Source organism: Scleromatobacter humisilvae (assembly GCF_023231945.1).
Classification (GTDB): domain Bacteria; phylum Pseudomonadota; class Gammaproteobacteria; order Burkholderiales; family Burkholderiaceae_C; genus Scleromatobacter; species Scleromatobacter humisilvae.
In genome coordinates this window covers 240139-262541 of the sequence record NZ_JAJLJH010000001.1, presented here as the reverse complement: position 1 = coordinate 262541, position 22403 = coordinate 240139, and the positions used below count along the sequence as shown (strand labels likewise).

Annotated in this window: 22 protein-coding genes; 7 read left to right on the top strand and 15 right to left on the bottom strand. The window is 70.1% G+C overall.

Features of this window, described 5'->3' with window-relative positions; all coding sequences use genetic code 11:
- The 5 genes from LPC04_RS01230 to LPC04_RS01210 form a co-directional block, all read right to left on the bottom strand.
- Positions 1-630 (bottom strand): hypothetical protein, encoded by a 630-nt coding sequence (locus LPC04_RS01230; protein WP_275680357.1) that lies wholly within the window; start codon positions 628-630, stop codon positions 1-3.
- Positions 627-4232: a patatin-like phospholipase family protein gene (locus LPC04_RS01225; protein WP_275680356.1), complete on the bottom strand. Its 3606-nt coding sequence runs from the start codon at positions 4230-4232 to the stop codon at positions 627-629. Before LPC04_RS01225 ends, LPC04_RS01230 begins: the two co-directional genes overlap by 4 nt.
- Positions 4233-4442: 210 nt before the next feature.
- Positions 4443-4718, bottom strand: a complete 276-nt coding sequence (locus LPC04_RS01220; protein WP_275680355.1) for a hypothetical protein — start codon at positions 4716-4718, stop codon at positions 4443-4445.
- A 38-nt stretch (positions 4719-4756) separates the two neighbouring features.
- Positions 4757-6433 carry a GMC family oxidoreductase gene (locus tag LPC04_RS01215; protein ID WP_275680354.1) on the bottom strand — a complete coding sequence of 559 codons (1677 nt, stop codon included), beginning with the start codon at positions 6431-6433 and terminating at the stop codon, positions 4757-4759.
- A 51-nt stretch (positions 6434-6484) separates the two neighbouring features.
- Positions 6485-7660, bottom strand: coding sequence for an alkane 1-monooxygenase (locus tag LPC04_RS01210; protein ID WP_275680353.1), 1176 nt, complete (start codon positions 7658-7660; stop codon positions 6485-6487).
- A gap of 136 nt (positions 7661-7796) precedes the next feature.
- Here LPC04_RS01210 and LPC04_RS01205 point away from each other — a divergent pair, with 136 nt between their 5' ends.
- Positions 7797-8870 (top strand): AraC family transcriptional regulator, encoded by a 1074-nt coding sequence (locus LPC04_RS01205; protein ID WP_275680352.1) that lies wholly within the window; start codon positions 7797-7799, stop codon positions 8868-8870.
- Positions 8871-8973: 103 nt separating this feature from the next.
- A complete protein-coding gene (locus tag LPC04_RS01200) occupies positions 8974-9918 on the top strand; it encodes a hypothetical protein (RefSeq protein WP_275680351.1) in 945 nt (314 codons plus the stop codon).
- A gap of 6 nt (positions 9919-9924) precedes the next feature.
- On the opposite strand, the gene LPC04_RS01195 is transcribed toward LPC04_RS01200, so the two are convergent.
- Positions 9925-10374: an FKBP-type peptidyl-prolyl cis-trans isomerase gene (locus LPC04_RS01195; RefSeq protein WP_275680350.1), complete on the bottom strand. Its 450-nt coding sequence runs from the start codon at positions 10372-10374 to the stop codon at positions 9925-9927.
- Positions 10371-10955, bottom strand: coding sequence for a GNAT family N-acetyltransferase (locus tag LPC04_RS01190; protein ID WP_275680349.1), 585 nt, complete (start codon positions 10953-10955; stop codon positions 10371-10373). The genes LPC04_RS01195 and LPC04_RS01190 overlap by 4 nt, the downstream gene beginning before the upstream one ends.
- Positions 10956-11163: 208 nt before the next feature.
- On the opposite strand from LPC04_RS01190, the gene LPC04_RS01185 reads away from it, so the two are divergent.
- Entirely contained in the window at positions 11164-11388 is a 225-nt protein-coding gene (locus LPC04_RS01185; protein WP_275680348.1) for a hypothetical protein, read from the top strand.
- Between the two features lie 7 nt (positions 11389-11395).
- On the opposite strand, the gene LPC04_RS01180 is transcribed toward LPC04_RS01185, so the two are convergent.
- A complete protein-coding gene (locus LPC04_RS01180) occupies positions 11396-11872 on the bottom strand; it encodes a hypothetical protein (protein WP_275680347.1) in 477 nt (158 codons plus the stop codon).
- A gap of 81 nt (positions 11873-11953) precedes the next feature.
- Here LPC04_RS01180 and LPC04_RS01175 point away from each other — a divergent pair, with 81 nt between their 5' ends.
- From LPC04_RS01175 to gloA, 3 genes are read left to right on the top strand one after another with little or no spacing between them, the layout of a single operon-like run.
- Positions 11954-13150, top strand: coding sequence for an aminotransferase class V-fold PLP-dependent enzyme (locus LPC04_RS01175; protein WP_275680346.1), 1197 nt, complete (start codon positions 11954-11956; stop codon positions 13148-13150).
- Positions 13151-13170: 20 nt separating this feature from the next.
- Positions 13171-14238: a tRNA dihydrouridine synthase gene (locus LPC04_RS01170; RefSeq protein WP_275681900.1), complete on the top strand. Its 1068-nt coding sequence runs from the start codon at positions 13171-13173 to the stop codon at positions 14236-14238.
- A complete protein-coding gene (gene gloA, locus LPC04_RS01165) occupies positions 14235-14630 on the top strand; it encodes a lactoylglutathione lyase (RefSeq protein WP_275680345.1) in 396 nt (131 codons plus the stop codon). Before LPC04_RS01170 ends, gloA begins: the two co-directional genes overlap by 4 nt.
- Before the next feature lie 66 nt (positions 14631-14696).
- On the opposite strand, the gene LPC04_RS01160 is transcribed toward gloA, so the two are convergent.
- The 4 genes from LPC04_RS01160 to LPC04_RS01145 all read right to left on the bottom strand — a co-directional run bounded on the left by LPC04_RS01160 (position 14697) and on the right by LPC04_RS01145 (position 19120).
- Positions 14697-15320, bottom strand: coding sequence for a chalcone isomerase family protein (locus LPC04_RS01160; RefSeq protein WP_275680344.1), 624 nt, complete (start codon positions 15318-15320; stop codon positions 14697-14699).
- A gap of 168 nt (positions 15321-15488) precedes the next feature.
- Entirely contained in the window at positions 15489-16619 is a 1131-nt protein-coding gene (locus LPC04_RS01155; RefSeq protein WP_275680343.1) for a SphA family protein, read from the bottom strand.
- 279 nt (positions 16620-16898) lie between these two features.
- On the bottom strand, positions 16899-17222 hold the full coding sequence (locus LPC04_RS01150; RefSeq protein ID WP_275680342.1) for a hypothetical protein: 324 nt from the start codon (positions 17220-17222) through the stop codon (positions 16899-16901).
- Positions 17223-17320: 98 nt separating this feature from the next.
- Positions 17321-19120, bottom strand: a complete 1800-nt coding sequence (locus tag LPC04_RS01145; protein WP_275680341.1) for a glutamine--tRNA ligase/YqeY domain fusion protein — start codon at positions 19118-19120, stop codon at positions 17321-17323.
- A 142-nt stretch (positions 19121-19262) separates the two neighbouring features.
- Here LPC04_RS01145 and LPC04_RS01140 point away from each other — a divergent pair, with 142 nt between their 5' ends.
- Positions 19263-19697, top strand: a complete 435-nt coding sequence (locus LPC04_RS01140) for a hypothetical protein (RefSeq protein WP_275680340.1) — start codon at positions 19263-19265, stop codon at positions 19695-19697.
- Here LPC04_RS01140 and LPC04_RS01135 read toward each other — a convergent pair.
- Genes LPC04_RS01135 through LPC04_RS01125 form a run of 3 tightly spaced genes read right to left on the bottom strand, consistent with a single transcriptional unit; the run spans position 19627 to position 22092 of the window.
- Positions 19627-20436, bottom strand: a complete 810-nt coding sequence (locus LPC04_RS01135) for a LytR/AlgR family response regulator transcription factor (protein WP_275680339.1) — start codon at positions 20434-20436, stop codon at positions 19627-19629. The two genes, LPC04_RS01140 and LPC04_RS01135, sit on opposite strands and share 71 nt — an antisense overlap.
- The gene (locus tag LPC04_RS01130; RefSeq protein WP_275680338.1) at positions 20433-21530 is read right to left on the bottom strand and encodes a sensor histidine kinase; all 1098 of its coding nucleotides are present in this window, start codon (positions 21528-21530) and stop codon (positions 20433-20435) included. The genes LPC04_RS01135 and LPC04_RS01130 overlap by 4 nt, the downstream gene beginning before the upstream one ends.
- 43 nt (positions 21531-21573) lie before the next feature.
- Positions 21574-22092, bottom strand: coding sequence for a DUF6622 family protein (locus LPC04_RS01125; RefSeq protein ID WP_275680337.1), 519 nt, complete (start codon positions 22090-22092; stop codon positions 21574-21576).
- Between the last annotated feature and the right edge of the window lie 311 nt (positions 22093-22403).

The window sequence follows — 22403 nt, the reverse complement described above, 5'->3', positions numbered from 1 at the left end:
TCACCTCTGCTGGCTGCCGCAGTCGCTGACGATGTCGAGCGCCGTCGGGTCGGGGAGTTGGAGCGGAAGGTCGATGTGTCGAGGGCAGGCGGCGTCCTGCTTGCAGCTGATGTCGATGCGGGTCACGACGTGGCAGTGGTCGAAGGGGGTGTCGTTCGACTTCCTGAACTGCTCGATGCGCCAGACATAGAGTTGATCCGCCTTCAACCGCGGCACGTTGATCTTCCAGCTCTGCTTGTGGTCCGCGTCGGGCCGGCTCAGCCAATCCCGCCAGCTCGTCTTCTCCGGCAAGGGCGCGTCGAGCTCTAGCGTGACGCAGGTCAATTCCGGTGCGAGCGCGTGCACCAGCGCGACGTGGAGGGTCGATCGCGGGCCGTCGTCCGGCAGCCCTGCCGGCAGCGGGATCTCGGTGGCTTTCCAGCCCGCACCGCAATCCAGTCCCGCCATCGGATCGATGGGCGGTGCCGAGGCCGGCTGCCCGGCGGCCGTGGGCGCGAGTTCGGCGGGCGTCGCCACCTGCGCGTAGACGCCGACGCGCAGGGCCGGCGGCGTGGCGGCGCAGGCGGCCAGTGCAAGCGCGATGGCAAGAGAAGCGCTTGCGCGCGAGAGGCTGGCGGTGGATGGCGTCATTGCTCGGACACTCCCGTCGTTCTTCCGACCCGGCGGTTGACGGCGCTGTCGATGCTCGTCAACTTCTTCTTCATGTCGTTCAGGCCGTCGACGACCGTTCCGCTCGCGGGCTTCCCGGCAGCGGCCGACGACGCTGCGGCGGCAGGCGACATCGGCGTGCCGTTCAGCGCGTAGTTCATCCGTTCCAACGAGATCGACATGTCGCTGAGCCGGCTCGAGTAGTCCGGCCCGGACGGCGCGCTGGGCACACGGGCTGTCCACGCGGCGGCATGGGAAGCCGCCGCCGCCGCCGCCTCCGCGGCCTTGCGGGACGCCTGGGCGGCGTCGCGCGCCTGTTCGACGACCTGGGCGATGGCTGCATCCGGCTCCGGCGGTGAAGGAGATGCGCCGCCGTCGAACACCACGAGCGGCGATCCGGAGGCGGGCGCCTGCGCCACGGGCGGCGGATTCTTCTGCTCGGCGGCGTCCCGCAGCAGCTTGCGATCCTGCGCGGACAGGCTGACCTGGTTCGACGAGAGCTTGACGGTGCCGACCACGCCCACGGTGCCGCCGACGGTGAGCGCGGTTGCCAGCGCGACGCCGGGGCCGACGCCCTGCACCATGCCCGCGATGCCGGTGGACGGCGGCGGCGGCGGGGGCTCCGGAATCGTCTCGTCATCCGGTGGCGGCGGACCGGCGTCGTTCGACGCGCCCATCGGGAACCTCGGGCCCGGCGCTCCGGGCCTGGGATTGACCGGGCGGGGCCACAGGCCGCCCCCTGCCTTCGGAAAGACCTCCAGCACCGACTGCAGCCCCAGCATCCGGTAGCTCTCGAACTGCGACTCGCTGAAGAACTGATCGGCTGTCGATTGCTGCGGGAAAGGCCCTTCGCCCGGGCGCGCGCTTCTCGCATAGTCGCCCAGGTCCAGCGGTTCCCTGCCGGTGAGCAGAGGCTTCAGGATGTAGATGAAGCCATCGATGCTTGTCGCGCCTGGAGCGGCGTCGCGGTCCGAATAGCGGATCCTGCCGACCGCCATGCGGCAATTGCGTCGGGCGCCGGGCTGGCCGGGCAGGACATCGGGCAACTCGACGCGCACGCCGAAGTCGATGCGAATCTTGCGGACGGCGCCGAGCAGGTCGGCGTACTCGTAATGCGGATCGCACCCGGCATCGACGACGAGGATGTGATGGCAGCGCCGGCGGATCATCTCGTAGAGACCCAGGTTCTCGAAATGGCCACCGTCCGACAGGTAGACCGATCGACGATCGTCCGTCGTGAAGCCGAAGGCCTCGCTGGTCAGCGCGCGCAGGCCCATGAACTCCTTCTGCCGCCAGGACCGCGCGAACTTGAGCCGAGGATTGGCGACCCACCAGCCGAGACGGACGTTGAACAGCGTCATGATCATCGTCACGAGCGGCGAGCTGTGATAGCCCATGTTGGGCGACGCTGCCGCGCCGGAGATCGTCATCGCGCGGCCGAGGGACATGCCTCGCGGGCCGGCGTAGCACGGCGTGCGCACGTAGCCGGTTCCGACACTGCCGCAATGCAGCGGCGTGGCGGTGAAGGAGGCGGCCTTGCGCTGCTGCCACGCCATCCGCGTGCTCGAAGGCTGCACGAGGTTGAGCGCCATGTTGATGACGGGGAACAGCACCTTGCCGCGGCGCGCCCTGGTGCGGCCTGCCCTGGAAAGACGGAAGTTGTCCCGCGGGTCGAAGCCGGTCAGCCAATGCGGATCCCGATTGCGGCGAGCCGCGCCGAGATAGGCGCGGACGAGGCGATTGCCGTACATCCCGTGCAACGAGAAGGCGTTCGCGCCGATCGTCACGGACAGTCCCGCGCCGATGATCGCGCAGAGCGCGCAGAGGGCCAGCGCGTGGGTGAAGGAGGCGTGAAGCGCCACGAAGTCGTAGACGGCGGCCTCGGCGGCGACGGGGCGGTCGCCGTCGTCCATCGCGGCGTCCTCGAGCGCCCATTCCTCGCGCAGGAAATCGGCCTGGGCCGAGAGCGTGGTCCGGCAGACGTGCTCGTTCGCGAACGGCCCGCAGGTCTGCAGCAGTTGCGAGACCCCCAGGCTCATCGCGACCAGGATCGCCAGCAGCACGACGCCTGCGATCGCGTCGAACACGAGGCTGCCCCATCGGGACAGAAGGCTCGCGCCCTTTTTCTTCAGCGTGTCGCCGTTCTTGCTCCAATACCCGATCGCGCTGGTGAGACCCCCTGCGATGAGGCCGCCAAGAGACAGCTGCGCGCCGGCGGGGAGCGACTTGCTCAGCATGGCGAGCGCCATCGGCGCCAGATAGAAGACGATCGCGAACAAGCCCACCCAGCCGAGCGCGACGCGCAACCAGAGGCCGCTGGCTCGACTCCACCATTCGCGCATGTTCTCGTCCGTCCAGCGCGCGGTGATGCCGACGCACAGCGTGATCTGGGCCCAGAAGCAGCCCAGCATCAACGGAACGCTGACCGTGGCGTAGAGCAGCGCAGGCGCCTGCGCCTTGCCGAGTTGGTGGTGCGCATAGCTGAGGGCGAGGTCCAGGATGATGCCGCCGACGGCTCCGCAGGCGATCAGCAGCAGCGCGGTGAACCCCTGCGTCTTGAAGGGCGCATTGGGCCGGCGCTTGCGCAACAGCAGGCCCAGGCAGATGCCCACCAGGTTGGCTCCGGCGCCTGCGGCCGCCGCCACGCCAGGCCACCAGGCGCTGGCCGACCAGAGGTCGCCCCAGACGCCGACCAGGCTGAACAGGAAGGCCGCCAGCGTCACGGGAATGAAGCAGCCAAGCGTGAATCGGTCGCGCACGGGCCTGCCGGGGCCGATGCCGCTGGGCATGTCGGCCACCATGTAGGCGACGCCCCAGACGATCAGGAGGATGGCGGCCGCCAGGCTGGCATACACGACGCAGACCTGGGCGGGCGGCGTCAGCATCCAGAGGACGAAGATCCGCGGCAGCAGCAGCAACGTCGCCATGAGGGGCAGCCAGACGCACAGGTTCAGCACCAGGTTGCGGACGAAGGTCGCGATGAGCGCGAGCATGTCGCCCGAGAGCCCCAGCACGGGGCTGAGGTAGTTGCTGTAGGCGCGGAGTCGGCTGATGGCGTCGTGCGGCCCGCCCGTCATGGGATCGCGCGCCGGCCCGGGAGGAATCGCCGGGGCCGAGCCGCCGGCGGTGTCGGCCAGCATGGTCGTGACGCTGTCGAACGTGGCCCCCTTCTGTCCCAGCAGGCTGGTCAGCCAGCTGGCGATGTAGCCGCCGCCCGAGACGCTGGACAGGTAGCGGAACTGGTGCAACCTGTCCTGGCGGGCCAAGCCTTGCAGGACGCCCAGGCAGAACGTCGCGCTGCGAATGCCGCCGCCCGAAAAGCAGAGCGCCGTCGGTCGTTCGCGCTCGGGCGACGAATGGATGGATTCGTAGAGGAACTGCAGCAGGTCCTGATCGGATCGGAGCCATTCGGGGTCCGCTTCCACTGCCGTCCGGCGCCTCTGCCGGTAATTCGCGAGCGCGTTGCGCAGGTCGATTCGCTGCGAGGGCGTGATCTTTCCGAGATACAGGTACTCCCGCAGAAGGGCGGCGGAGACGTTGTCATACAGGTTCGCCGCTGCGCCTTTCAGGCTCGGATTGGCCATGCCTCAAGCCCTCCCGTGGATGCGATGGTCAGGGGCGGCGACGTCGTCGAACGCGTCGGGCTTGCCGCTGCCCGGGCTGCTTGTTGTCATGGCGCACTCCCTGGGTCCTCTTTTGTGGAGCGAGTATGTGAGCGCCCGTTCGGTGAGGCATCCTCCAGTCATGGGATGAAGACGCGCATGACGCGCGCGGGCGGCCCACGACACCGCCGCTCAATCCACCCGCACGCAGACGCCGTTCCTGGCTCGCTCCTGTTGCTGCGGGCCCCGTTTTCGCGTCACGGCATCCACCACGCCCTTCGGCCATTGCAGGATCGCGAAGATGTTGGCCGGGCTGCGGCTGCGCAAGAGGAAATAGCCGGAGATGCGTGTCGTCAGCGGCTCGAACAGCGCATGGGAGACCACGCCCGACGCCACCCTGGAGGACGCTTCGCTGGCCAGCGAGCGCTTCGACGAGGGTGAACCGTCGGCTGCGTTCGCGCCATCCATAGAAGTAGGGGCGTCGGCGTGGCCGCCGAGCGGCGGGCTCAGGCCGCCAGTGACTCGATCGACGGCGACTCGGTGTCGGCGAAGGGTTGCAGCGTCTGGGGATCTGCCTGATCGCGCGCCAGCCGCGCGGCCTTGATCATGTCGGAGGCCTTCTCGGCCACCATGATGGTCGGGGCGTTGGTGTTGCCGCCGATGAGGCGCGGCATCATCGAGGCGTCGACCACGCGGATGCCCTCCAGGCCGTGGATGCGCAGGTCGGCGCCGACCACGTCCATCGCCGCGCCCGGGCCCATGCGGCAGGTGCCCACCGGGTGGTAGATGGTGTCGGCGTAGTTGCGGATGAACTGCTCGATCTCGGCGTCGGTGGTGGCGTTGGCCGAGCGCGGATGCTCCTTGCCGCCCAGCCGCGCGAGCGCGGGCTGGTTGAAGATCTCGCGCATCAGGCGGAAGCCGCGCACCATGCGCTGCAGGTCGTCGGGGTCGCCGAGGAAGTTGGGGTCGATGCGCGGCGCGGCCATCGGGTCGCCGCTCGCCAGCGTGACGCTGCCGCGGCTTCGCGGGCGCAGCACGCAGACGTGGCCCGAGTAGCCGTGGCCCAGCACCGTCTTTCGGCCGTGGTCGACCAGCTTGGCGATCACGAAGTGCAGCTGCAGGTCGGGGATGGGCTCCGAGGCCTGGCTCTTGATGAAGCCGCCGGCCTCCGCAAAGTTGGTCGTGAGGATGCCGCGGCGATGCTGGCGCCATTGCGGGATGGCCTTGAGCACGCGCGCGATGCCGCCGAACGAGACGCCGAAGCTCTCCTTCATCTGCGGCGCGACCATCACCTGCGTGGCGTCGAGATGATCCTGCAGGTTCTGGCCGACGCCCGGCAGGTCGTGGACGACGCCGATGCCGTGCCGGCCCAGTTCCGCGGCCGGGCCCACGCCGGACAGCATCAGGATCTGCGGCGTCTGCAGGGCCCCTGCGGCCATCAGCACCTCGTGGTTCGCGCCGATCTGCTCGAGGCGGCCCGCGCGGCGGAACTCGACGCCGGTCGCGCGCCTGCCCTCGAACAGGATGCGCGTGGTGTGGGCGTCGGTGAACACGGTCAGGTTCTTGCGACCGAGATTGGGCGTCAGGTAGGCCTTGGCCGCGCTGAAGCGCTCGCCGTTCTTGTGCGTGACCTGGTACGGGCCGATGCCTTCCTGGTCGGCGCCGTTGAAGTCGTCGGTGATGCGATAGCCGGCCTCGCGGCCCGCCTGGATGAAGTCCTGGACATAGCGGCTGGGGCTGCGCAGGTCCATCACGTTGAGCGGGCCGTCGTTGCCGTGGTACTCGTCGTGGATGCGCTCGTTGTGCTCGGCGCGCCTGAAGTAGGGCAGCACCTCGTCGTAGGACCAGCCCTCGTTGCCCTCGGCCGCCCAGTGGTCGTAGTCGGCGCGATGGCCGCGGATGTAGATCATCGCGTTGACGGAGCTCGAGCCGCCCAGCACCTTCCCGCGCGGCTGCCAGCCGGTGCGGCCGTTGAGGCCCTTCTGCGGCACGGAGTCGAAGTTCCAGTTCGCCGTCTTCGTCTGCGCGAGCAGCGCGAGCCCGGCGGGCACGTGGATGAGGATGTTCCTGTCGACCGGGCCGGCCTCGATCAGCGCCACCGACACCGAGGGATCCTCGCTGAGCCGCGCCGCCAGCACGCAGCCGCCCGATCCGCCGCCCACGATGATGTAGTCGAAATTCATGCTTGGCTCTTCTTTCTTTTGCTCAGTCAACGAAGACCTCTTGAACGGGAATCATGTGGGGAAATCGACCAGCCCGTGCCTGCGCATCAGCGCGGCACGCCTGCGAGGATGGAAATTGATGCGCGAGGCATCCGAGTGGACAGCAGCGACCAGCCGCGCGTCCATCAGCGCAAACCACAGCGGCGGGAAGTACGCGATCGTGAACATGCCGAAGTAGCCGTTGGGCAGCTGCGGCACGTCGTCGAAGTGGCGCAGCGACTGGTAGCGCCGCATCGGGTGCGCGTGGTGGTCGGAGTGGCGCTGCAGGTGGAACACGGCCCAGTTCGAGAACAGGTGGTTGCTGTTCCACGAATGGCGCGGTTCGGTGCGCTCGACGCGGCCGTCGGCCTCGGTGCGGCGCAGCAGGCCGTAGTGCTCGATGTAGTTGGCCGTGGTCAGCTGGAAGTTGGCCCACAGCGACGCGAGCAGCAGGAAGACGAGCACCTGCGGGCCCAGCCAGGCGGCCAGCGTCGTCCACAGCGCGACGGTGATCAGCGCCGGCTGCAGCAGCTCGTTGTGCAGCGACCAGAACGGCAGGCCGTCCACCTTCATGCGCGCGCGCTCGAGCTGCCACGCGCGCCGGAACGCGCCGGGCATCTCGCGCAGCGCGAAGCGCCAGATGCCCTCCCCCATGCGCGACGAGGCCGGGTCGGCCGCGGTGGCGACGTCGCGATGGTGGCCGCGGTTGTGCTCGATCGTGAAGTGGCCGTAGAACGTCGGCGCCAGCACGATCCTGGCGAGCCAGCGCTCCAGCTTCGACTTCTTGTGGCCCAGCTCGTGCCCGAGGTTGATGCAGAAGCCGCCGACCATGCCCGTCGTCATCACGATGGCCAGTTGCCCGGCCCAGGTGAGCGGCGTGCGCATGCAGAACCAGGCGCCGTAGACGAACGCGCCCCACAGCAGCGGCACCAGCGCGTAGGTGACGCGGCGATAGAACGGATCCGCCTCCAGCTGCGGCACCGCGTCCTCGGGCGGGTTGCTGGTGTCGGCGCCCAGCGCGAGGTCGATTAGGGGCGCGACGCAATAGACGAAGATGACCGGAAGCCACAACATCAGCGTCATCGGCCAGGCACGGTAAAGCACCGGCCCGAGCCCGACCAGCGTGGGCACCAGCAGCGACAACACCCAGGCGTGACGCTTGCGGTCGACGTAGGGCACGGCTGGATCGGGAGCAGTGGCGAGACTCATCGTGGCGGCCAGTTTGGTGGCGCCGGTCCGGGGCTGACACCGATGCAGCTGCCAACAAATCGTCATAAAGTGACAAACAGGCCGTCGAGCGCCCCTTTCAAGGGAAGACACTGAGACGGCCGCCCCATCCTGGAACATGCCGCGCCCCGACATTGCCCATCCCCCGCTGCCGCAGCCGACGTCGCTCGTGCCGCCGATCTACGCCCGCCTGCTGCGCATGCTGCTGCAGCACGCGGACGTCGACGGCGACCGCGTGCTGGCCGCGGCCGGCCTCGACTGGGCGACGCTGGTCACCGACGACAAGCGCCTCGGCCGCGACACCATCGTGCGCCTGGCCGAGGGCGCGATGGCGGCCACGCGCCGGCCGTGGCTGGGGCTGGACCTGGGCGGCGGGGCGCCCGTGTCCGCGCACGGCGCGCTCGGCTATGCGGTCGTAACCAGCCGCGACCTGCGCGAGGCCGTGACGACGCTCGCGCGCTACGGCACGACGCGCAACGACGCGATGGCCTGGACCTGCGTCGATACGGCCACGGGTATGACGATGCAGGCCACCGAGCGCGCCGATCTCGGCGCCAGGGTGCGAACCTTCGTCATCGACACGGTGCTGTCGGCGATCCTGCGCATGCTCGAGACGGCCGTCGGGCAGATCCCGGCCGACCTGCGCATCGAGCTGCCGCTGGCCACGCCCGCCTGGCGCGAGCAGTACCAGCGCTTCGGCGTCGCCGACATCCGCTTCGACCGCCCGGCCTTCGCATTCCATTTCGTGCAGCGCGACTTGGCGCTCCCCTGCATCGGCGCCGACGCGAAGGCGCATGCGGGCGCCTGCCGCGAGTGCGAGGAGGCGCTGGCCGAGGTCGCCGGCGCGAGCCTAGCGCAGCGCGTGGCCGGGCTGCTGGCGAGCGTCGCGAATGTGTCGGGTTCCGGCGCCTATCCCCGCATGGCCGACGTCGCCGCGCGCTGTGGCATCTCGCCGCGCACGCTGATCCGCCGCCTGCACGAGGACGGCGCGACCTTCCAGCAACTGCTCGACGCCGCGCGCAAGCAGCGCGCGCTGTGGATGCTGCTGCATACCGCCGAGCCGGTCGAGGAGATCGCCGCGCGCCTGGGCTACGCCGACACCTCCAACTTCAGCCGCACCGTGCGGCGCTGGTTCGGGGCGACGCCGCGCGAACTGCGCGAGACCGGCGGCGGGCCGGCACCGGCCTCGTAGAGAATGGGTGTCCGCTTCTCGTTGGACGCCGCATGCCCCTGATCCTGTCCACCCTCCGCCCTTCGCGCGCCGTCGCGCGTGACGCGCGCGCGGGAGCCCGCGCATGAACCAGGTGCTGCTGTGGATCCGCGATCACAAGCTCTCGACGGCGGGATTGGTGCTGGTGATCCTCGGCTGCGTCGCGCTGGTGAACCTGTCCAGGCGCGTGCATCACCTGAAGCCGCGGACGGCCGCGCCAGCGAGCGGCGTCGTATCCGCGAGCGGCACCGCGGCCGCCGGCGGCGGGGGGAGCCTGACGCCGTCGCAGCAGGCCGGCACTGAGCAGAACGCGCGCTCGGCCCGGATGCGCAGCGAGTTCGAGGGCGCCACGAACTACCTCGACTTCATCGGCCAGGCGATGGGCCGCCCGCAGGAAGGCGGCAAGTTCTACGCGCTGCTCGCGTGGAAGCGCTGCAACGACCTGAACCAGCACAAGGGCATCGCCGCCACGCACACGGGCAACGACGCGTTCCACGAAGGCGCGGTGGCGCTGATCGAGGACATCGAGAAGCGCTGCACCGGCGTGCTCGAGACCTACCCCGACATCCAGTCGCTGTACAAGGTGGCGATGGAGCAGCGCGGCGGCCGCGACTTCCTGATGCCGCCCGACGGCCGCGGCATCGTGTCGCCGGCGGCGCGCCAGACGGCCGATGCCGACATCGACGCCGCGCTCAAGACCGGCGACCGCTGGGCCGCCGCCGAGGCGCTGCGGAACAACGCCGACTTCCTCGACGTCGGCAACTCCGCCGGCGACGACGGCACCGACCGCCAGTTGCACGAGTGGGGCGCCGAGATCGTCGGCTGCGAGCTGGTGGGCAACTGCCGCGGCGGCGTCGAGGTGGCGCTGCATTGCGTGGGCACCGGCGACTGCGCGCACGACGACTGGCGCGACGTCATCCTCGCCAAGGTGCCCGACACGCACCGCACGATCTTCGACACCATGCTGGCCGGCCTGCACCAGCGCATGGGGCTGGTGCCGGGCCACACGGACGCCGACGACAAGCCCTGACGGTCGTCAGTTGATGCCGACGAGCTCGACCTCGAACACGAGCGTCGCGTTCGACGGGATCGGGCCCATGCTGCGCGAGCCGTAGGCGATGGCCGACGGGCACGTCAGCTTGGCCTTGCCGCCGACCTTCATCTTCTGCAGGCCTTCCGTCCAGCACGCGATCACGCGGTTGAGCGGGAAGCTGATCGGGCCGCCGTGGTCGGCCGAGGCGTCGAACTTGGTGCCGTCGGGGAGCTTGCCGAGATAGTTGGCCTTGACGACGTCCGTGCCCTTCGGGCTGGCGCCGGTGCCTTCCTTGAGCGACTTGAACACGAGGCCGCTGGCCGTGACGACCGCACCCGGCTCCTTGGCGGCCGCGTTCAGCGCCGTGGCGTCGTCGGCGTGGGCGACGGCGGTGAAGCCGGCGGCGATCGCCAGCGCGGCGGCAAGGCGGACGGAACTCAGGCGGGAAGTCATCGGGGCAATCTCCGGGGAATGTTTTGCGAGGCGCGAATGATAGACGGGCCTCGCGCGGCCGGTGTCACAGCACGTGTCAGCACCGGATCGGCGTGGATCCGGCCGCCGAACTCGAACGCGTGCGTGCCGGCCTGCACGAAGCCGTGGCGCGCATAGAAGGCCAGCGCCTTGACGTTGCGGTCGTACGCGCCCAGCCACGCCGTGCGGGCGCCCAGCGCGGCGATCTGCGCGATGGCCTCGGCCATCAACGCGCTGCCGAGCCCCACGCCTTGCGCCGAGCCCAACAGGTACAGGCGAGACAGCTCGACGGCCTCGGGGTCGGCGACGCAGTCGGGCACCGCGGCGCGGCGCACGTGGGCGTAGCCGACCGGCGCGTCCGCCAAGGACGCGAGCAGCGTGCGCGCGTCCGTCCTGTGCAGCCAGGCCTCGATCCTGGCGCGCGTGAAATGCTCGTCGGCGTAGTCATCGACCTCGCGCGGATCGCTGATGGGGCGGTAGGTCTCGCGGAAGGTGGCGGCGCCGAGGCGGCAGAGGGTGTCGACGTCGTCGACGGTGGCGGGGCGGATGAGCGGGGCGGTCACGGGCGTGTGCGGATGAGCAGCGGAACGCCAGTGTGTCAGACGCGCACTGACAAGACGTCGTCCGCCGCGACTACAGGCGGACGAGGCCGGCGACTAGCCTGCCGATGGAAGTTCGCCGATATCGTGCGCGCGGGCCGGCGCGCACACTGAACTCATCCTGGCGCCCTTGCCACGCCGCGAGTCCTCACCAGCAACACCCGAGGCCATCATGATCCCCGACCCGCTGCCCGCCGCCGAATCCCTCGCCCGCTATGAACTGCGCTTCCAGTCGCTGTTCCATTCGGGCCGCGCACTGGCCTTCCCGTGCGACCACCAGGGCGAGGTGAAGTGGGACGCGATGACCGAGGGCGCGCGCGCCAGCTTCCTGCGAGCGCAGGGCAGCGTCGGCCGCGAGTACGCGTCGCCGGCGGTCCAGCTCAGCGACCTGCACTGAACCGGGCTCAGGCGCGCGCGCCGAGCATCATTGCCAGCGCCACGAGCGCCGCCAGCGAGGCGACGATCACGCCGATCGCCGTCGCGATCGGAACAAGCCATCCCCGGCGCGGGTAGTGGTCGCCGTAGTGCCCCTTGACGAACGCGACCTGCGGCTTGGCGGCGGCGTAGTACCACGCGATCAGGAAGGCGAAGTTGAAGATGCGGGTCACGCCCCCGAGATGGGGCGGAAGAAAGACTGCCAGCACGATGGACACGAGCAGCATGACGAACGACGCAATGAGCCATTTGCGCGCATGGCCCGCGCGTTCGTGGTCTCCCATCGCCTGCCAGTTCCTCAGGTGCAGCCAGGTCCCGAAGATCGGCGAGAAGAGCAGGCTCCAGCTCGCCGCGGCGTTCGGGTTCCACAACGGCGGCGCGGCCGCGACCTCGCTGTAGGCGCCTTCGACGTTCGCCTTCGGCGGCGCGAAACGGTTGTTGTCCATCGTGTCCTCCCTGTTGTGGTGATGCGCTTTATACCTGCGCGGCGGGCGACAATCGCCGCTTCTCCGCGCTCTGGAAAACCCGTGCCCACCTTCGGCCGTTCCTTCCTCACCCACTGGTGGCTGGATCCCGCGATCACCTACCTGAACCACGGCACGGTCGGCGCCACGCCGCGCGTGGTGCTGGAGACGCAGCAGGCCTGGCAGCGCCGCATCGAGGCGCAGCCGGCCGCCTTCCTGTTCCGCGAGCTGATGCGCGTGACGGCCGACGAGCCCGGCGCGCCGCGCCTGCTGCTGCGCCAGGCCGCCGACGCGGTCGCCGAATTCGTCGGCGCGCGCGGCGACGACCTCGTGTTCGTCGACAATGCCAGCACCGGCATCAACGCCGTGCTGCGCTCGATCGCGCTGCAGCCGGGCGACGAGATCGTCGTGCTCGACCAGGCCTACGGCGCTGTGATCAAGGCCGCCGAGTTCGTCGCGCGCGGCGCGGGCGCGCGGGTCGTCATCGTGGCGACGCCGTTTCCCGTGCAGGGCGATCCGACCGATGCCTGCGTCGACGCCGTGGAACGCGCGCTCACGCCGCGCACGCGGCTCGCGATCCTCGACCACATCTCGTCGCACACGGCCCTGACGCTGCCGGTGGCGGCGATGACGGCGCGCTGCAAGGCGCGCGGCGTGCCGGTGCTGATCGACGGCGCGCACGCACCGGGCGCGATCGCGCTCGACATCTCGTCGCTCGGCGCCGACTGGTATGTCGGCAACCTGCACAAGTGGGCCTTCGCGCCGCGCGCCTGCGGCTTCCTGTGGGTGGCGCCCGCGCATCGCGTCGCGATCCATCCGCCGACGATCTCGTGGGGACTCGACGTCGGCCTCGCGCAGGAGTTCGACTGGACCGGCACGCGCGATCCGTCGGCGATGCTGTCGGCGCCGGCGGGCATCGCGTTCATGCGCGACGTGCTGGGCCTGGCTGCGATGCGCACGTGGAACCACGACCTCGTCTGGCGCATGGCGCACGAGCTGTCGGCGCGCTGGGGCCAACCGTTCACGACGCCCGAGTCCATGGTCGGCTGCATGGCCAGCGTGGCGCTGCCGGCGCGCATCGATGCACTCGGCGAGTCCGCGGCGCCAGCGTTGAAGGACTGGCTGTTCCTCGAACGCCGCATCGAGGCGCAGGTGCTCGCGATCGACGGCCACGTCTGCGTGCGGCTCGCGGCGCAGGTCTACAACGACGAGTCGGACTACGAGCGCCTGGCGGACTCGGTCGACGAGTGGCCGGCGTGAGCCTGTTGTTGCTCGCCCCGATGGAGGGGCTCCTCGACCACCCGCTGCGCGAGATCCTGACCGCCGTCGGCGGCATCGATCGCTGCGTGTCGGAGTTCATCCGCATCACCGACATGCTGATGCCCGACCGGGTATTCACGCGCATCGTTCCCGAGCTGCTGCAGGGCGGACGCACGCGCGCGGGCGTGCCCGTGCGGCCGCAGCTGCTGGGGTCGGATCCGGCGTGCATGGCCGACAACGCGGCGGCGCTGGCCGCGTTCCGGCCCGACGGCATCGACCTCAACTTCGGCTGTCCCGCCAAGGTCGTCAACCGCCACGGCGGCGGCGCGTCGCTGCTGCAGGATCCGGCGCTGCTGGGGCGCATCGTCGAGGCCGTGCGGCGCGCGGTGCCGGCCGCGCTGCCGGTGTCGGCCAAGATGCGCCTGGGCTACGAGGACGCCTCGCTCGCGCGCGAGTGCGCGCAGGCGCTCGCGGGCGGGGGCGCGAGCGAGCTGGTCGTGCACGCGCGCACCAAGGCCGACGGCTACCGGCCGCCGGCCTACTGGGAGCGCGTGCCGGCGATCCGCGAGGCGGTCGCGATCCCCGTGATCGCCAACGGCGAGATCTGGACGCCCGAGGACGCCGAGCGCTGCCGCCGCGTCTCCGGCTGCGACGGCCTCATGCTCGGTCGCGGCATGGTGGCCGACCCCGGCCTGGCGCGGGCGATCCGCGCGAGCCGTCGCGCGGGCCACGTGCCGTCGACGGCCTTGCCGCGCCATGCGACCGAGGCCCCGCTCGACGCGCGCGGCTACGTCAAGGCCTCGGCCGGCGGCCCGCAGTCGCCCGCCGACTACGGCGCGCCGCCGGCCGTCGCCTGGGAGGACCTGCTGCCGCAGCTCGCCGAGTTCTGGCGCCTCGTGAGCGCCCGCGTGGAGCCGCGCCATCGCGCGGGGCGGCTCAAGCAGTGGCTCAACCTGCTGCGCCGCCGCTACCCGCAGGCGCAGCGCGCGTACGACGAGCTGCGCCTGGTCAATGACCCTGCGGCACTCGGCGCGGCGATGTTTGCTAACGTGCGGGCGATCCCCCTCCACAGCCTCGAGATGCCATGAAGTTCCTCCACACCATGTTGCGCGTCGGCGACCTGCAGCGCTCGATCGATTTCTACACGCGCCACTTCGGCATGACGCTGCGCCGCACCACCGACCGGCCCGAGCAGCAGTACACGCTGGCCTTCCTCGGCTACGGCGCCGACGACGGCAACGGCGAGGTCGGCTCGGCCGAGATCGAGCTGACCTTCAACTACGGCGTCGCCGGCTACGAGATCGGCACCGCGTTCGGCCACCTCGCGCTGGGCGTGCCGGATGTCGCGGCCGTCTGCGACAGCGTGCGCAACGCCGGCGGCAAGGTCACGCGCGAGCCGGGGCCGGTCAAGGGCGGCACCTCGTTCATCGCCTTCGTGCAGGATCCGGACGGCTACAAGATCGAGCTGATCCAGGTCTAGGCGGCGATGAGCAAAGGCCCCGACGCGCTTCCACGCGTCAGGGCCTCGAGATCTGTCGCGGCGCGACTACTTCTTGTCGCGCATGCTGCTGGACAGGCCCAGCAGGTTGTCGTGCAGCTCGGCCGGCGTCTTGCCGCCGACGTACATGCGCAGCATCACCTTGGCCAGCAGCTCGCTGTTGATGTAGGGCGACGGCGTGCCGTGCGCCTGCAGGACGTTGCCGTTGAGCGTGGCGAGCAGCCCCTTGCCGGGGATCCAGTCCATGACGACGACGTCGCCCTTCTTGATCTTGGGCAGCGAGCTGTAGATGTCGCCCACCTGCGAGACCTCGGTGATCAGCTTGGCGAATTCCGCCGGCGTGGCCGACGCTTCGAAGTCGATCAGGAAGTAGCGCGAGGCCTGCGAGCCGGTGACGTCCTGCTGGATGGTCAATTGCACGCGCTTCGGGCCGGCGGCGTTCTCGACGGCCTCCAGCGTGGTCGCCTTCTGCTGCAGGTACAGCGCGGTGACGTCGATCTTGAAGTAGCCGCGCTTGCGGTAGCCGGCGCCGTTGAGGTGCAACTGCTGTCCGGCCACGGTGACCGTCTCGTCCAGCGGCACGCCGGACACGTCGATCTCGGCCCAGGCGCCGGAGACGGCGCAACCCAACACCAGTGCCGACACGAGGCGGCGCAACGTTTGCTTCTTCATGGTCAACTCACCCTCACTCTGGGCGCGGCGACTTGCAGTGCCGCGCGGGAACGACGCCGTCCGGACTTCCTGGGACGGGACGTCGCAACCCTTGTTTCGGACGGAATCGGTGCGCGCTGAACGCGGGGCGCGATGCCGGCGCGGTCAGCCGTGACTTCTTCCCGCCGATCAGAACGGCTTGGACAGCGACACGATCGCCGTGAAGCCCTTCGGACGCGTCTGGTCGCCGAATTCCTTCATGACGCGGCCTTCGAGCAGGTAGTCGCCGGCGCCGTGGATGTAGGCCACTTCCGGGCCCGCGCCGAAGATGCGGCCCTTCTCGTTGAGGGTGCCTTCCTCGCGCGCCTGGAACGCCGGATCCTTGGCTGCGAACTGGGCGGCCGTCAGGTTGGTGGTGTCCTTGTTCAGCTGGTCGACGGCGTAGGCCGAGAGGCCGACGCGGGTCGATTCGCTGACGGACTTCATCAGCGCCAGGTCCCAGTTCATGTAGGCGCCGCTCTTGTAGTGCGTCTCGACGTTGCGCGAGTTGTACGAATACGCGACGCGCGTGCCCACGTCCCAGCCGTCGCCGATATAGCTGAACTGCACGGCCGGACGGAACGTCCAGAACTTGCCGGCGCTCGGGTTGGCGGCGCGGTTCGCGTTGTAGTCGCCGGTGGGTGCCACGACCGTCATGACGAACAGCGTCTGCGTGGCTTCGGTGCTCCAGCGCAGGATCGGCGAGACCTCGAGGTCACCGGGGCCCCAGGTCTTGTTGGAGTTGGCGGCGGCCAGCGCGTTGCCCTGCTGGGCGGCACCGGCGTTGACCAGGCCGATCAGCCCGGCCTGGTTGGGGGCCGGCAGCGTCGCGGCGATGCCGGTCAGCGTCGTGGTGATGTTGGTGACGCTCGCTTCGCTGCCCTTGTTGATCAGCGGCAGCAGCGCGGTGCCGCCGATGGTCGCGCCGAGGAAGGTGGTCGCGCTCATGTAGCTCAGGCGAGCCAGCACGCCATTGACGTTCTGCTGGTCGTTCGTGCGGATGACGGTGTGGGCGCCGGCCGAGTTCGGCGGCAGCGGGCTGCCGATGGCGGCGGAGATGGCGCCGGTCAGGTCGGTGTTGACCGTCTGCGTGCCGCGGACGTTGCCGCTGTAGACGTAGGCATGTGCCTGGAAGACCCAGCCGCCTTCGAACGGGGCCGACATGTCGGCTGCGCCGTAGCCCGGCGCGTAGCGCAGGTCATAGTCTTCCGTGGCGGCGGCCGAGCCGCAGGCGACCAGGGCGGCGATGGCCAGGGCGGTGTTCTTGTTCAGGAATGCCATGTGAGTTTGTCTCCGTACTCGTTTTTCCAATGGGCGGAGTCTAGTCGCGCTAAATCCCCGCGGGCATGCCATTTGCGCGAACAAGTGCACGTACCGTGGGAGGTACGCCGAAAAATGTCGCGCGTTGTTGACAGATGCACCGCAAGAGGGCGTGCGCCGGAAGCGGAGTCGTGCCCAGGAAACGACTCGAGCCGGCAATTGCCGGCTCGAATGTGAGGGGAGCTCAGTCGAGTGTCTGTCGCTTCAGCGACGGCACGTCGTAACTGTTGCGTGCAAGCGTCAATGCATGCGGGCGCGCAGGCCGGAGATCAGCTCCGTGGCCGCCATTTCCGAGCTGACGGCGGCGTCCAGCGGCGACTGCGACAGCCCCGAGCGGTCGTAGTGCAGGTTCTCGTAGAGCGTGGCCGATGCCGGGCAGGCGCGCAGCACGGCGCGCAGGGCGTCCTCGGGCAGGTCGTCCTCGCCCAGCAGCGTCTTGACCGTGTTGACGAGGTTCAGGTACTGCTGCGCCCCGACGATCGTCGGGTTGGCGTCCACGCGCTCCAGCAACTGGGCCATGGCGATCAGGTTCTCGATACGGTTCTTCAGCGCGGCGGCAGCCATCACGACTCCTTGAGGTCAGGCAACGGGCGACGTGCGTCGCCCTTGAGCCTCAATTGAGGACGGCGCGGCCCATATCAAGGGCCAGGATGACTGCAGGCTTACTTGCCCCAGCTGTCCTTGAGCGTCGTGACGCGGTTGAACACCGGCTTGTCCAGCCGGTGGTCGACGCGATCGGTCACGAAGTAGCCGTGGCGCTCGAACTGCACGCGCGTCTCCGCGGGCAGGCTGCCGGCCGAGGGCTCGACGTAGCCCTGCGTGACCTTAATGCTGTCGGGGTTCAGCTCCGACGTCAGCGAGTCGGCGCTGCCCGGCTGCGGCACCGCGAACAGGCGGTCGTACAGGTTCAGCGTGACGGGCACGCCGTCGTGCGCCGACACCCACGTGATCGTGCCCTTGACCTTGACGAGGTCCGCGCCCGGCGTGCCGCTCTTCGTGTCGGGCACGACGGTGGCAAGCACGGCGGTGACGTTGCCGTCGGCGTCCTTCTCGCAGCCTGTGCACTCGACGATGACGCCGTACTTCAGGCGCACCTTGTTGCCCGGGAACAGGCGCTGGTAGCCCTTGGTCTGCACCTCGAGGAAGTCGTCGCGCTCGATCCACACGGTGGGCGACAGCGCGAACTGGCGCGTGCCCATGTCGGGATGGTGCGGATGCGCCGGGGCGCTGCACGGCTCGGTGGCGGCGCTGCCGAAGACGTCGGACCAGTTCGTGAGCTTGAGCGGGATCGGATCGAGCACGGCCATCGCGCGCGCGGCCTTCGCCTCGAGGTCGTCGCGCAGCGCGATGTCCAGCCACGCGTAGTCGATCCAGGTGTTGTTCTTGGTCGCGCCGGTGCGCTCGGCCAGCAGCTGCAGCGCGCCGGCCGTGTAGCCGCGGCGGCGCATGCCGACGAGCGTGGGCATGCGCGGATCGTCCCAGCCGCTGACGTGGTTCTCCTCGACCAGCTGGCGCAACTTGCGCTTGCTGGTGACGACGTAGGTCAGGTTCAGGCGCGCGAACTCGTACTGCTTGGGCAGCGGATGCGCCAGCAGCCCGAGCTCGACGAGACGCTCCAGCAGCCAGTCGTAGAACGGGCGCTGGTCCTCGAACTCGAGCGTGCAGATGCTGTGCGTGATGCGCTCGAGCGCGTCCTCGATCGGATGCGCGAACGTGTACATCGGATAGATGCACCACTTGTCGCCCGTGTTGTGGTGGTGCGCGCGGCGGATGCGGTAAAGCGCCGGGTCCCGCAGGTTGATGTTGGGGCTCGCCATGTCGATCTTGGCGCGCAGCACCATCGCGCCGTCGGCGTGCTTGCCGTCGCGCATCTCGCGCAGGCGCTCGAGGTTCTGCACGGGCGTGCGGTCGCGGAACGGGCTGTTGGTGCCCGGCGTCGTGAAGTCGCCGCGGTTGGCGCGGATCTGGTCGGCGGACTGCTCGTCGACGTAGGCGAGGCCGGCCTGCACCAGCGCCTCGGCGGCGCGGTACATGAAGTCGAAGTCGTCGCTGGCGTAGAACAGGTTGTTGCCGAACGAGGTCTCCCAATCGAAGCCCAGCCAGCGCACGTTCTCCTTGATGCCGTCGACGTATTCCTGCTCTTCCTTTTCGGGATTGGTGTCGTCGAAGCGCAGGTGGCAGACGCCGCCGTAGTCGCGCGCCAGCCCGAAGTTCAGGCAGATGCTCTTGGCATGGCCCACGTGCAGGTAGCCGTTCGGCTCGGGCGGGAAGCGCAGGCGCACGCGCGCCGCGTCGGGCACGCCGGCCGCGTGCCTGGCCGCATCGCCCGGGCCGCCGCCCCACTGTCGATTCGCGTACGTGCCCGCCTCGAGATCGCGCTCGATGACGTTGCGCAGGAAATTGGCGGGCTTGACGGCTTCGTCGGCCGACACGGAGGCGTTGGGGGCTTTGGGCGTGTTCATGTCCCGGCGATTCTAGTTGGCGGAGTTACAGATGGCGGCAGGCCGTCCCCTCTCAAGGGGGATGGCTTGGCGGCCGCCGGTTTTCCATACTCGCGGCTCGGCAGTCGGAAGGTCGACTCGCCACGAAAACGAGGAGAGCACCATGCAGCACGCGATGACGATGACGATGAGCACGACGGCCCGCTGGATCGATACCGGCGCACAAGTGCTGATCGGCGCGACGGCGATCGTCGCCGCCTGCATCGCGTTGACGGGCGCGGGCCTGCGCGGCAATGGGGATGTGCCGCAGGGGCGATTCCGCATGGCGATGGAAGCGTACGAGGCGCAGCAGTGGCCGCAGGCCTATGCGCAGCTGTCGGCCGCGGCCGATGCCGGCGACCCCGCCGCTGCGCGCGTCGCAACGATGATGGCGCGCCAGGGCCCGCTGCTGTTCGGCCAGCATTTCGACGTCAGCCCCGAGCGCCTGCAGCGCTGGGACAGGGCGATGCGCGGCCAGGCCGCGTCGGTCACATCCCGCGAAACAGATGCGCGTAGAGGCGACTCGCCACCAGCCGTTCTGGTCGCTGGCGCAAGGTAAGGAAGACCTTGCCGGAATCGTCGCGGTTGGCCGTGGCGATGGCGTCGGCGCGCACCACGGTGCCGCGGTGGATCTGCCAGAACTCTTCGGCACGCAGCCGCGGCAGCAGCTCGCGCAGCGACATCCGGATCAGCGCCTCGCGTGTCGCGGTGACCACGCGCACGTACTTGTCGGCCGCCTCGAAATAGACCACCTCGGCCAGCGGGATCATGTGCAGCGTCGCGCCGATGCTGGCCTGCAGGATCGCCAGCGGCGCTTCCGGTGCCGACGCCTCCGGCGACGCGCCCAGCAGCGCGCGCAGGCGGCCCAGCAGCGCCGCGTCGTCGGCAGGGGCGGACGCCGTGGCCGCCGCGCGCAGCGCGATCATGTCCTTCAGCCGCGTGCAGCAGGCGGCCAGCCGGCCCGGCTGCACGGGCTTCTGCAGGTAGTCGACCGCGGCGCGCTCGAAGGCCTGCAGCGCGTACTGGTCGTAGGCGGTGACGAAGACGATCAGCGGCAGCGCGCCCGCGTCGTCCGGCCATTCCTCGACGATCGCCTCGGCCGCCTCGACCCCGCTGCGGCCGGGCATGCGGATGTCGAGGAAGACGATGTCGGGACGCTGGTCCAGCGCACGCTCGACGGCCTCGTCGCCGTCGACGGCCGGCTCCAGCACCTTCAACCCGGGCCAGGCGCGCGCCAGCTCGGCGCGCAGCGCCTGCGCGAGCAGCGGCTCGTCCTCGGCGATCAGGGCGGTGGTCATGCGGTCGGCTTCCGGGCGGGCAGGGGAACGCGGATCTCGGCGCGCGTGCCGCCTTCGGCCCGCGGCGCGAGCGTGAGGCTGGCGGCGTCGCCATGCAGCGTCTGCAGGCGTTCGCGGATCTGCGTGAGCCCGAAGCCGCCGCCCGCGTCGGCCGGCTCGCGGGCGCGCGCCGCGGCGGCGGCGTCCAGGCCGCGGCCGGAGTCGGCGACCGTCAGCACCAGCGTCGCGCCGTCGAGCGCCGCGTCGACGCGCAGCTCGCCGGGGCCGCGCTGCGGCTCGAGCCCGTGCTTGATCGCGTTCTCGACCAGCGGCTGCAGCAGCAGCGGCGGCACGGCGATCGCCGCCAGCTCGGGCGGCAGTGCGACGCCGGCGCGCAGGCGCTCGCCCATGCGCACGCGCATCAGCGCGAGGTAGTCCTCGATGCGCGCGAACTCGTCGGCCAGCGGATGCTCGGCCAGGCGGCTCGCGGCCAGCGTCGCGCGCAGGAAGGCGATCAGGTGGTCGAGCATGTCCTGCGCGCGCGACGGGTCGGCGGCCATCAACGCACGCAGGTTGGCCAGCGTGTTGAACAGCATGTGCGGCTCGAGCTGCGACTGCAGCAGGCTCAGCCGCGCGAGCGTGGCCTCGTGCGCCGCCGCGGCGGCCCGGGCGCGTTGCGCGCGCACCTGGCCGTGGGCGTAGAACGCGGCGACGACCACCGTGCAGAACACCACCGTGGGCCCGAAGTCGCGCATCAGCAGGACGGGGCTGCGGAAGTAATTGGCCCAGGACGTGTAGCCGAAGATCGCATCGCCCACGGTGACGCCGATGCCGTAGCCGAGCGCGCAGCTCCCGGCCACCACCGCGATGCCGCCCCAGCCGCCCGGCCAGCCCGAAGGCTGCGCCGGCAGCAGGCGGCTGCCGAATTCGATCAGGCCCCAGATCGACAGGCCGATGCATTCCGAATAGACCAGCAGGTGGCCGAAATGGCCGCCGTTGATCGTCGCCATCAGTCCGGCGATCGCGGCGTTGGCCAGCGCCACGATCGGGCCGTGCCGCAGCACGCCGCCACGAACGGGCGGCGTCAGGGGCGAGGCGTTGGAAGGGAACAGCACGCTGGCGGAGAGCTTCGCAAGGCAGGAGCCGTCGATTGTGACCTCAGGCCGCGACCAGGTCGACGCGGTCGCGCCGGGTCATCCAGATCTTGCGCGAGCGCGCGGCGAGCAGGCCGGCGGTCAGGCCGTAGGCGATCGCGGCGGCCGCGGCGGCCACGGGATCGTGCGCGAGCGCCGGCTGGATCGCCAGCGCGACGTTGACGACGTAGCGCACCATGAACACGCCGACGAACAGCAGCAGCGGCGCGATGCTGCCGCCGATCGTGAAGCTGCCGTCGTCGTTGGCGCTGACGCGGCGCGGCAGGTCCAGCGAGCGGTTGGACAGGAAGCCGAGTGCGGCGCCGATCGCCCAGCAGCCGCCGGTCAGCAGCTCGCCGGCGCCGGCGAAGCCGCGCAGCGCGCCGGCCAGCGAGGCCGCGCCGACCAGCAAGGGCACGAGCCAGACGCGTCCGGCCGACATCTTCGTGGTTCGCGTCTGGCGCAGGCCGACCATCACCAGCACGGCGAGGGCGATCCAGACGGCGATGGGCGTGTGGGAGACGATGTCGAGCGGCGAGGGCATGGCGTGGTTCCTTGTGAGGTGTCGAACGGGAATGCACGCATGGTCGCGACCCCGGCCGCGGGCCGCCAGCGGCAGGCGACGAGTCGACAGCCGGCGTCGCCGGATGCGCGCCGGACGGCGCCAATCGCGGCGAGCGCGATGTCGCCCGCGCGACGCCTTTGGGGTGAACCCTGATCGCAAGCGTCATCCTGCGGTCGATTCGCGTGAAATGCGCCGCGCTCCCTCGTGAATGGAGGTGCGCGACTAGCTTTCCGTCACCTGAAATACCCCCCGGCCGAGGCTAAAATGGGACGCTGGAAGGGGAGGCCGCG

Excerpts from the sequence above, each read along its gene's own strand:
- LPC04_RS01210 (WP_275680353.1), bottom strand. The coding sequence starts at position 7,660 with ATGAGTCTCGCCACTGCTCCCGATCCAGCCGTGCCCTACGTCGACCGC.
- LPC04_RS01180 (WP_275680347.1), bottom strand. The coding sequence starts at position 11,872 with ATGGACAACAACCGTTTCGCGCCGCCGAAGGCGAACGTCGAAGGCGCC.
- LPC04_RS01230 (WP_275680357.1), bottom strand. The coding sequence starts at position 630 with ATGACGCCATCCACCGCCAGCCTCTCGCGCGCAAGCGCTTCTCTTGCC.
- LPC04_RS01170 (WP_275681900.1), top strand. The coding sequence starts at position 13,171 with ATGGAGGGGCTCCTCGACCACCCGCTGCGCGAGATCCTGACCGCCGTC.
- LPC04_RS01150 (WP_275680342.1), bottom strand. The coding sequence starts at position 17,222 with ATGGCTGCCGCCGCGCTGAAGAACCGTATCGAGAACCTGATCGCCATG.
- LPC04_RS01155 (WP_275680343.1), bottom strand. The coding sequence starts at position 16,619 with ATGGCATTCCTGAACAAGAACACCGCCCTGGCCATCGCCGCCCTGGTC.
- LPC04_RS01205 (WP_275680352.1), top strand. The coding sequence starts at position 7,797 with ATGCCGCGCCCCGACATTGCCCATCCCCCGCTGCCGCAGCCGACGTCG.
- LPC04_RS01200 (WP_275680351.1), top strand. The coding sequence starts at position 8,974 with ATGAACCAGGTGCTGCTGTGGATCCGCGATCACAAGCTCTCGACGGCG.
- LPC04_RS01140 (WP_275680340.1), top strand. The coding sequence starts at position 19,263 with ATGCAGCACGCGATGACGATGACGATGAGCACGACGGCCCGCTGGATC.
- LPC04_RS01145 (WP_275680341.1), bottom strand. The coding sequence starts at position 19,120 with ATGAACACGCCCAAAGCCCCCAACGCCTCCGTGTCGGCCGACGAAGCC.
- LPC04_RS01185 (WP_275680348.1), top strand. The coding sequence starts at position 11,164 with ATGATCCCCGACCCGCTGCCCGCCGCCGAATCCCTCGCCCGCTATGAA.
- gloA (WP_275680345.1), top strand. The coding sequence starts at position 14,235 with ATGAAGTTCCTCCACACCATGTTGCGCGTCGGCGACCTGCAGCGCTCG.
- LPC04_RS01195 (WP_275680350.1), bottom strand. The coding sequence starts at position 10,374 with ATGACTTCCCGCCTGAGTTCCGTCCGCCTTGCCGCCGCGCTGGCGATC.
- LPC04_RS01220 (WP_275680355.1), bottom strand. The coding sequence starts at position 4,718 with ATGGATGGCGCGAACGCAGCCGACGGTTCACCCTCGTCGAAGCGCTCG.
- LPC04_RS01135 (WP_275680339.1), bottom strand. The coding sequence starts at position 20,436 with ATGACCACCGCCCTGATCGCCGAGGACGAGCCGCTGCTCGCGCAGGCG.
- LPC04_RS01225 (WP_275680356.1), bottom strand. The coding sequence starts at position 4,232 with ATGGCCAATCCGAGCCTGAAAGGCGCAGCGGCGAACCTGTATGACAAC.
- LPC04_RS01215 (WP_275680354.1), bottom strand. The coding sequence starts at position 6,433 with ATGAATTTCGACTACATCATCGTGGGCGGCGGATCGGGCGGCTGCGTG.
- LPC04_RS01160 (WP_275680344.1), bottom strand. The coding sequence starts at position 15,320 with ATGAAGAAGCAAACGTTGCGCCGCCTCGTGTCGGCACTGGTGTTGGGT.
- LPC04_RS01125 (WP_275680337.1), bottom strand. The coding sequence starts at position 22,092 with ATGCCCTCGCCGCTCGACATCGTCTCCCACACGCCCATCGCCGTCTGG.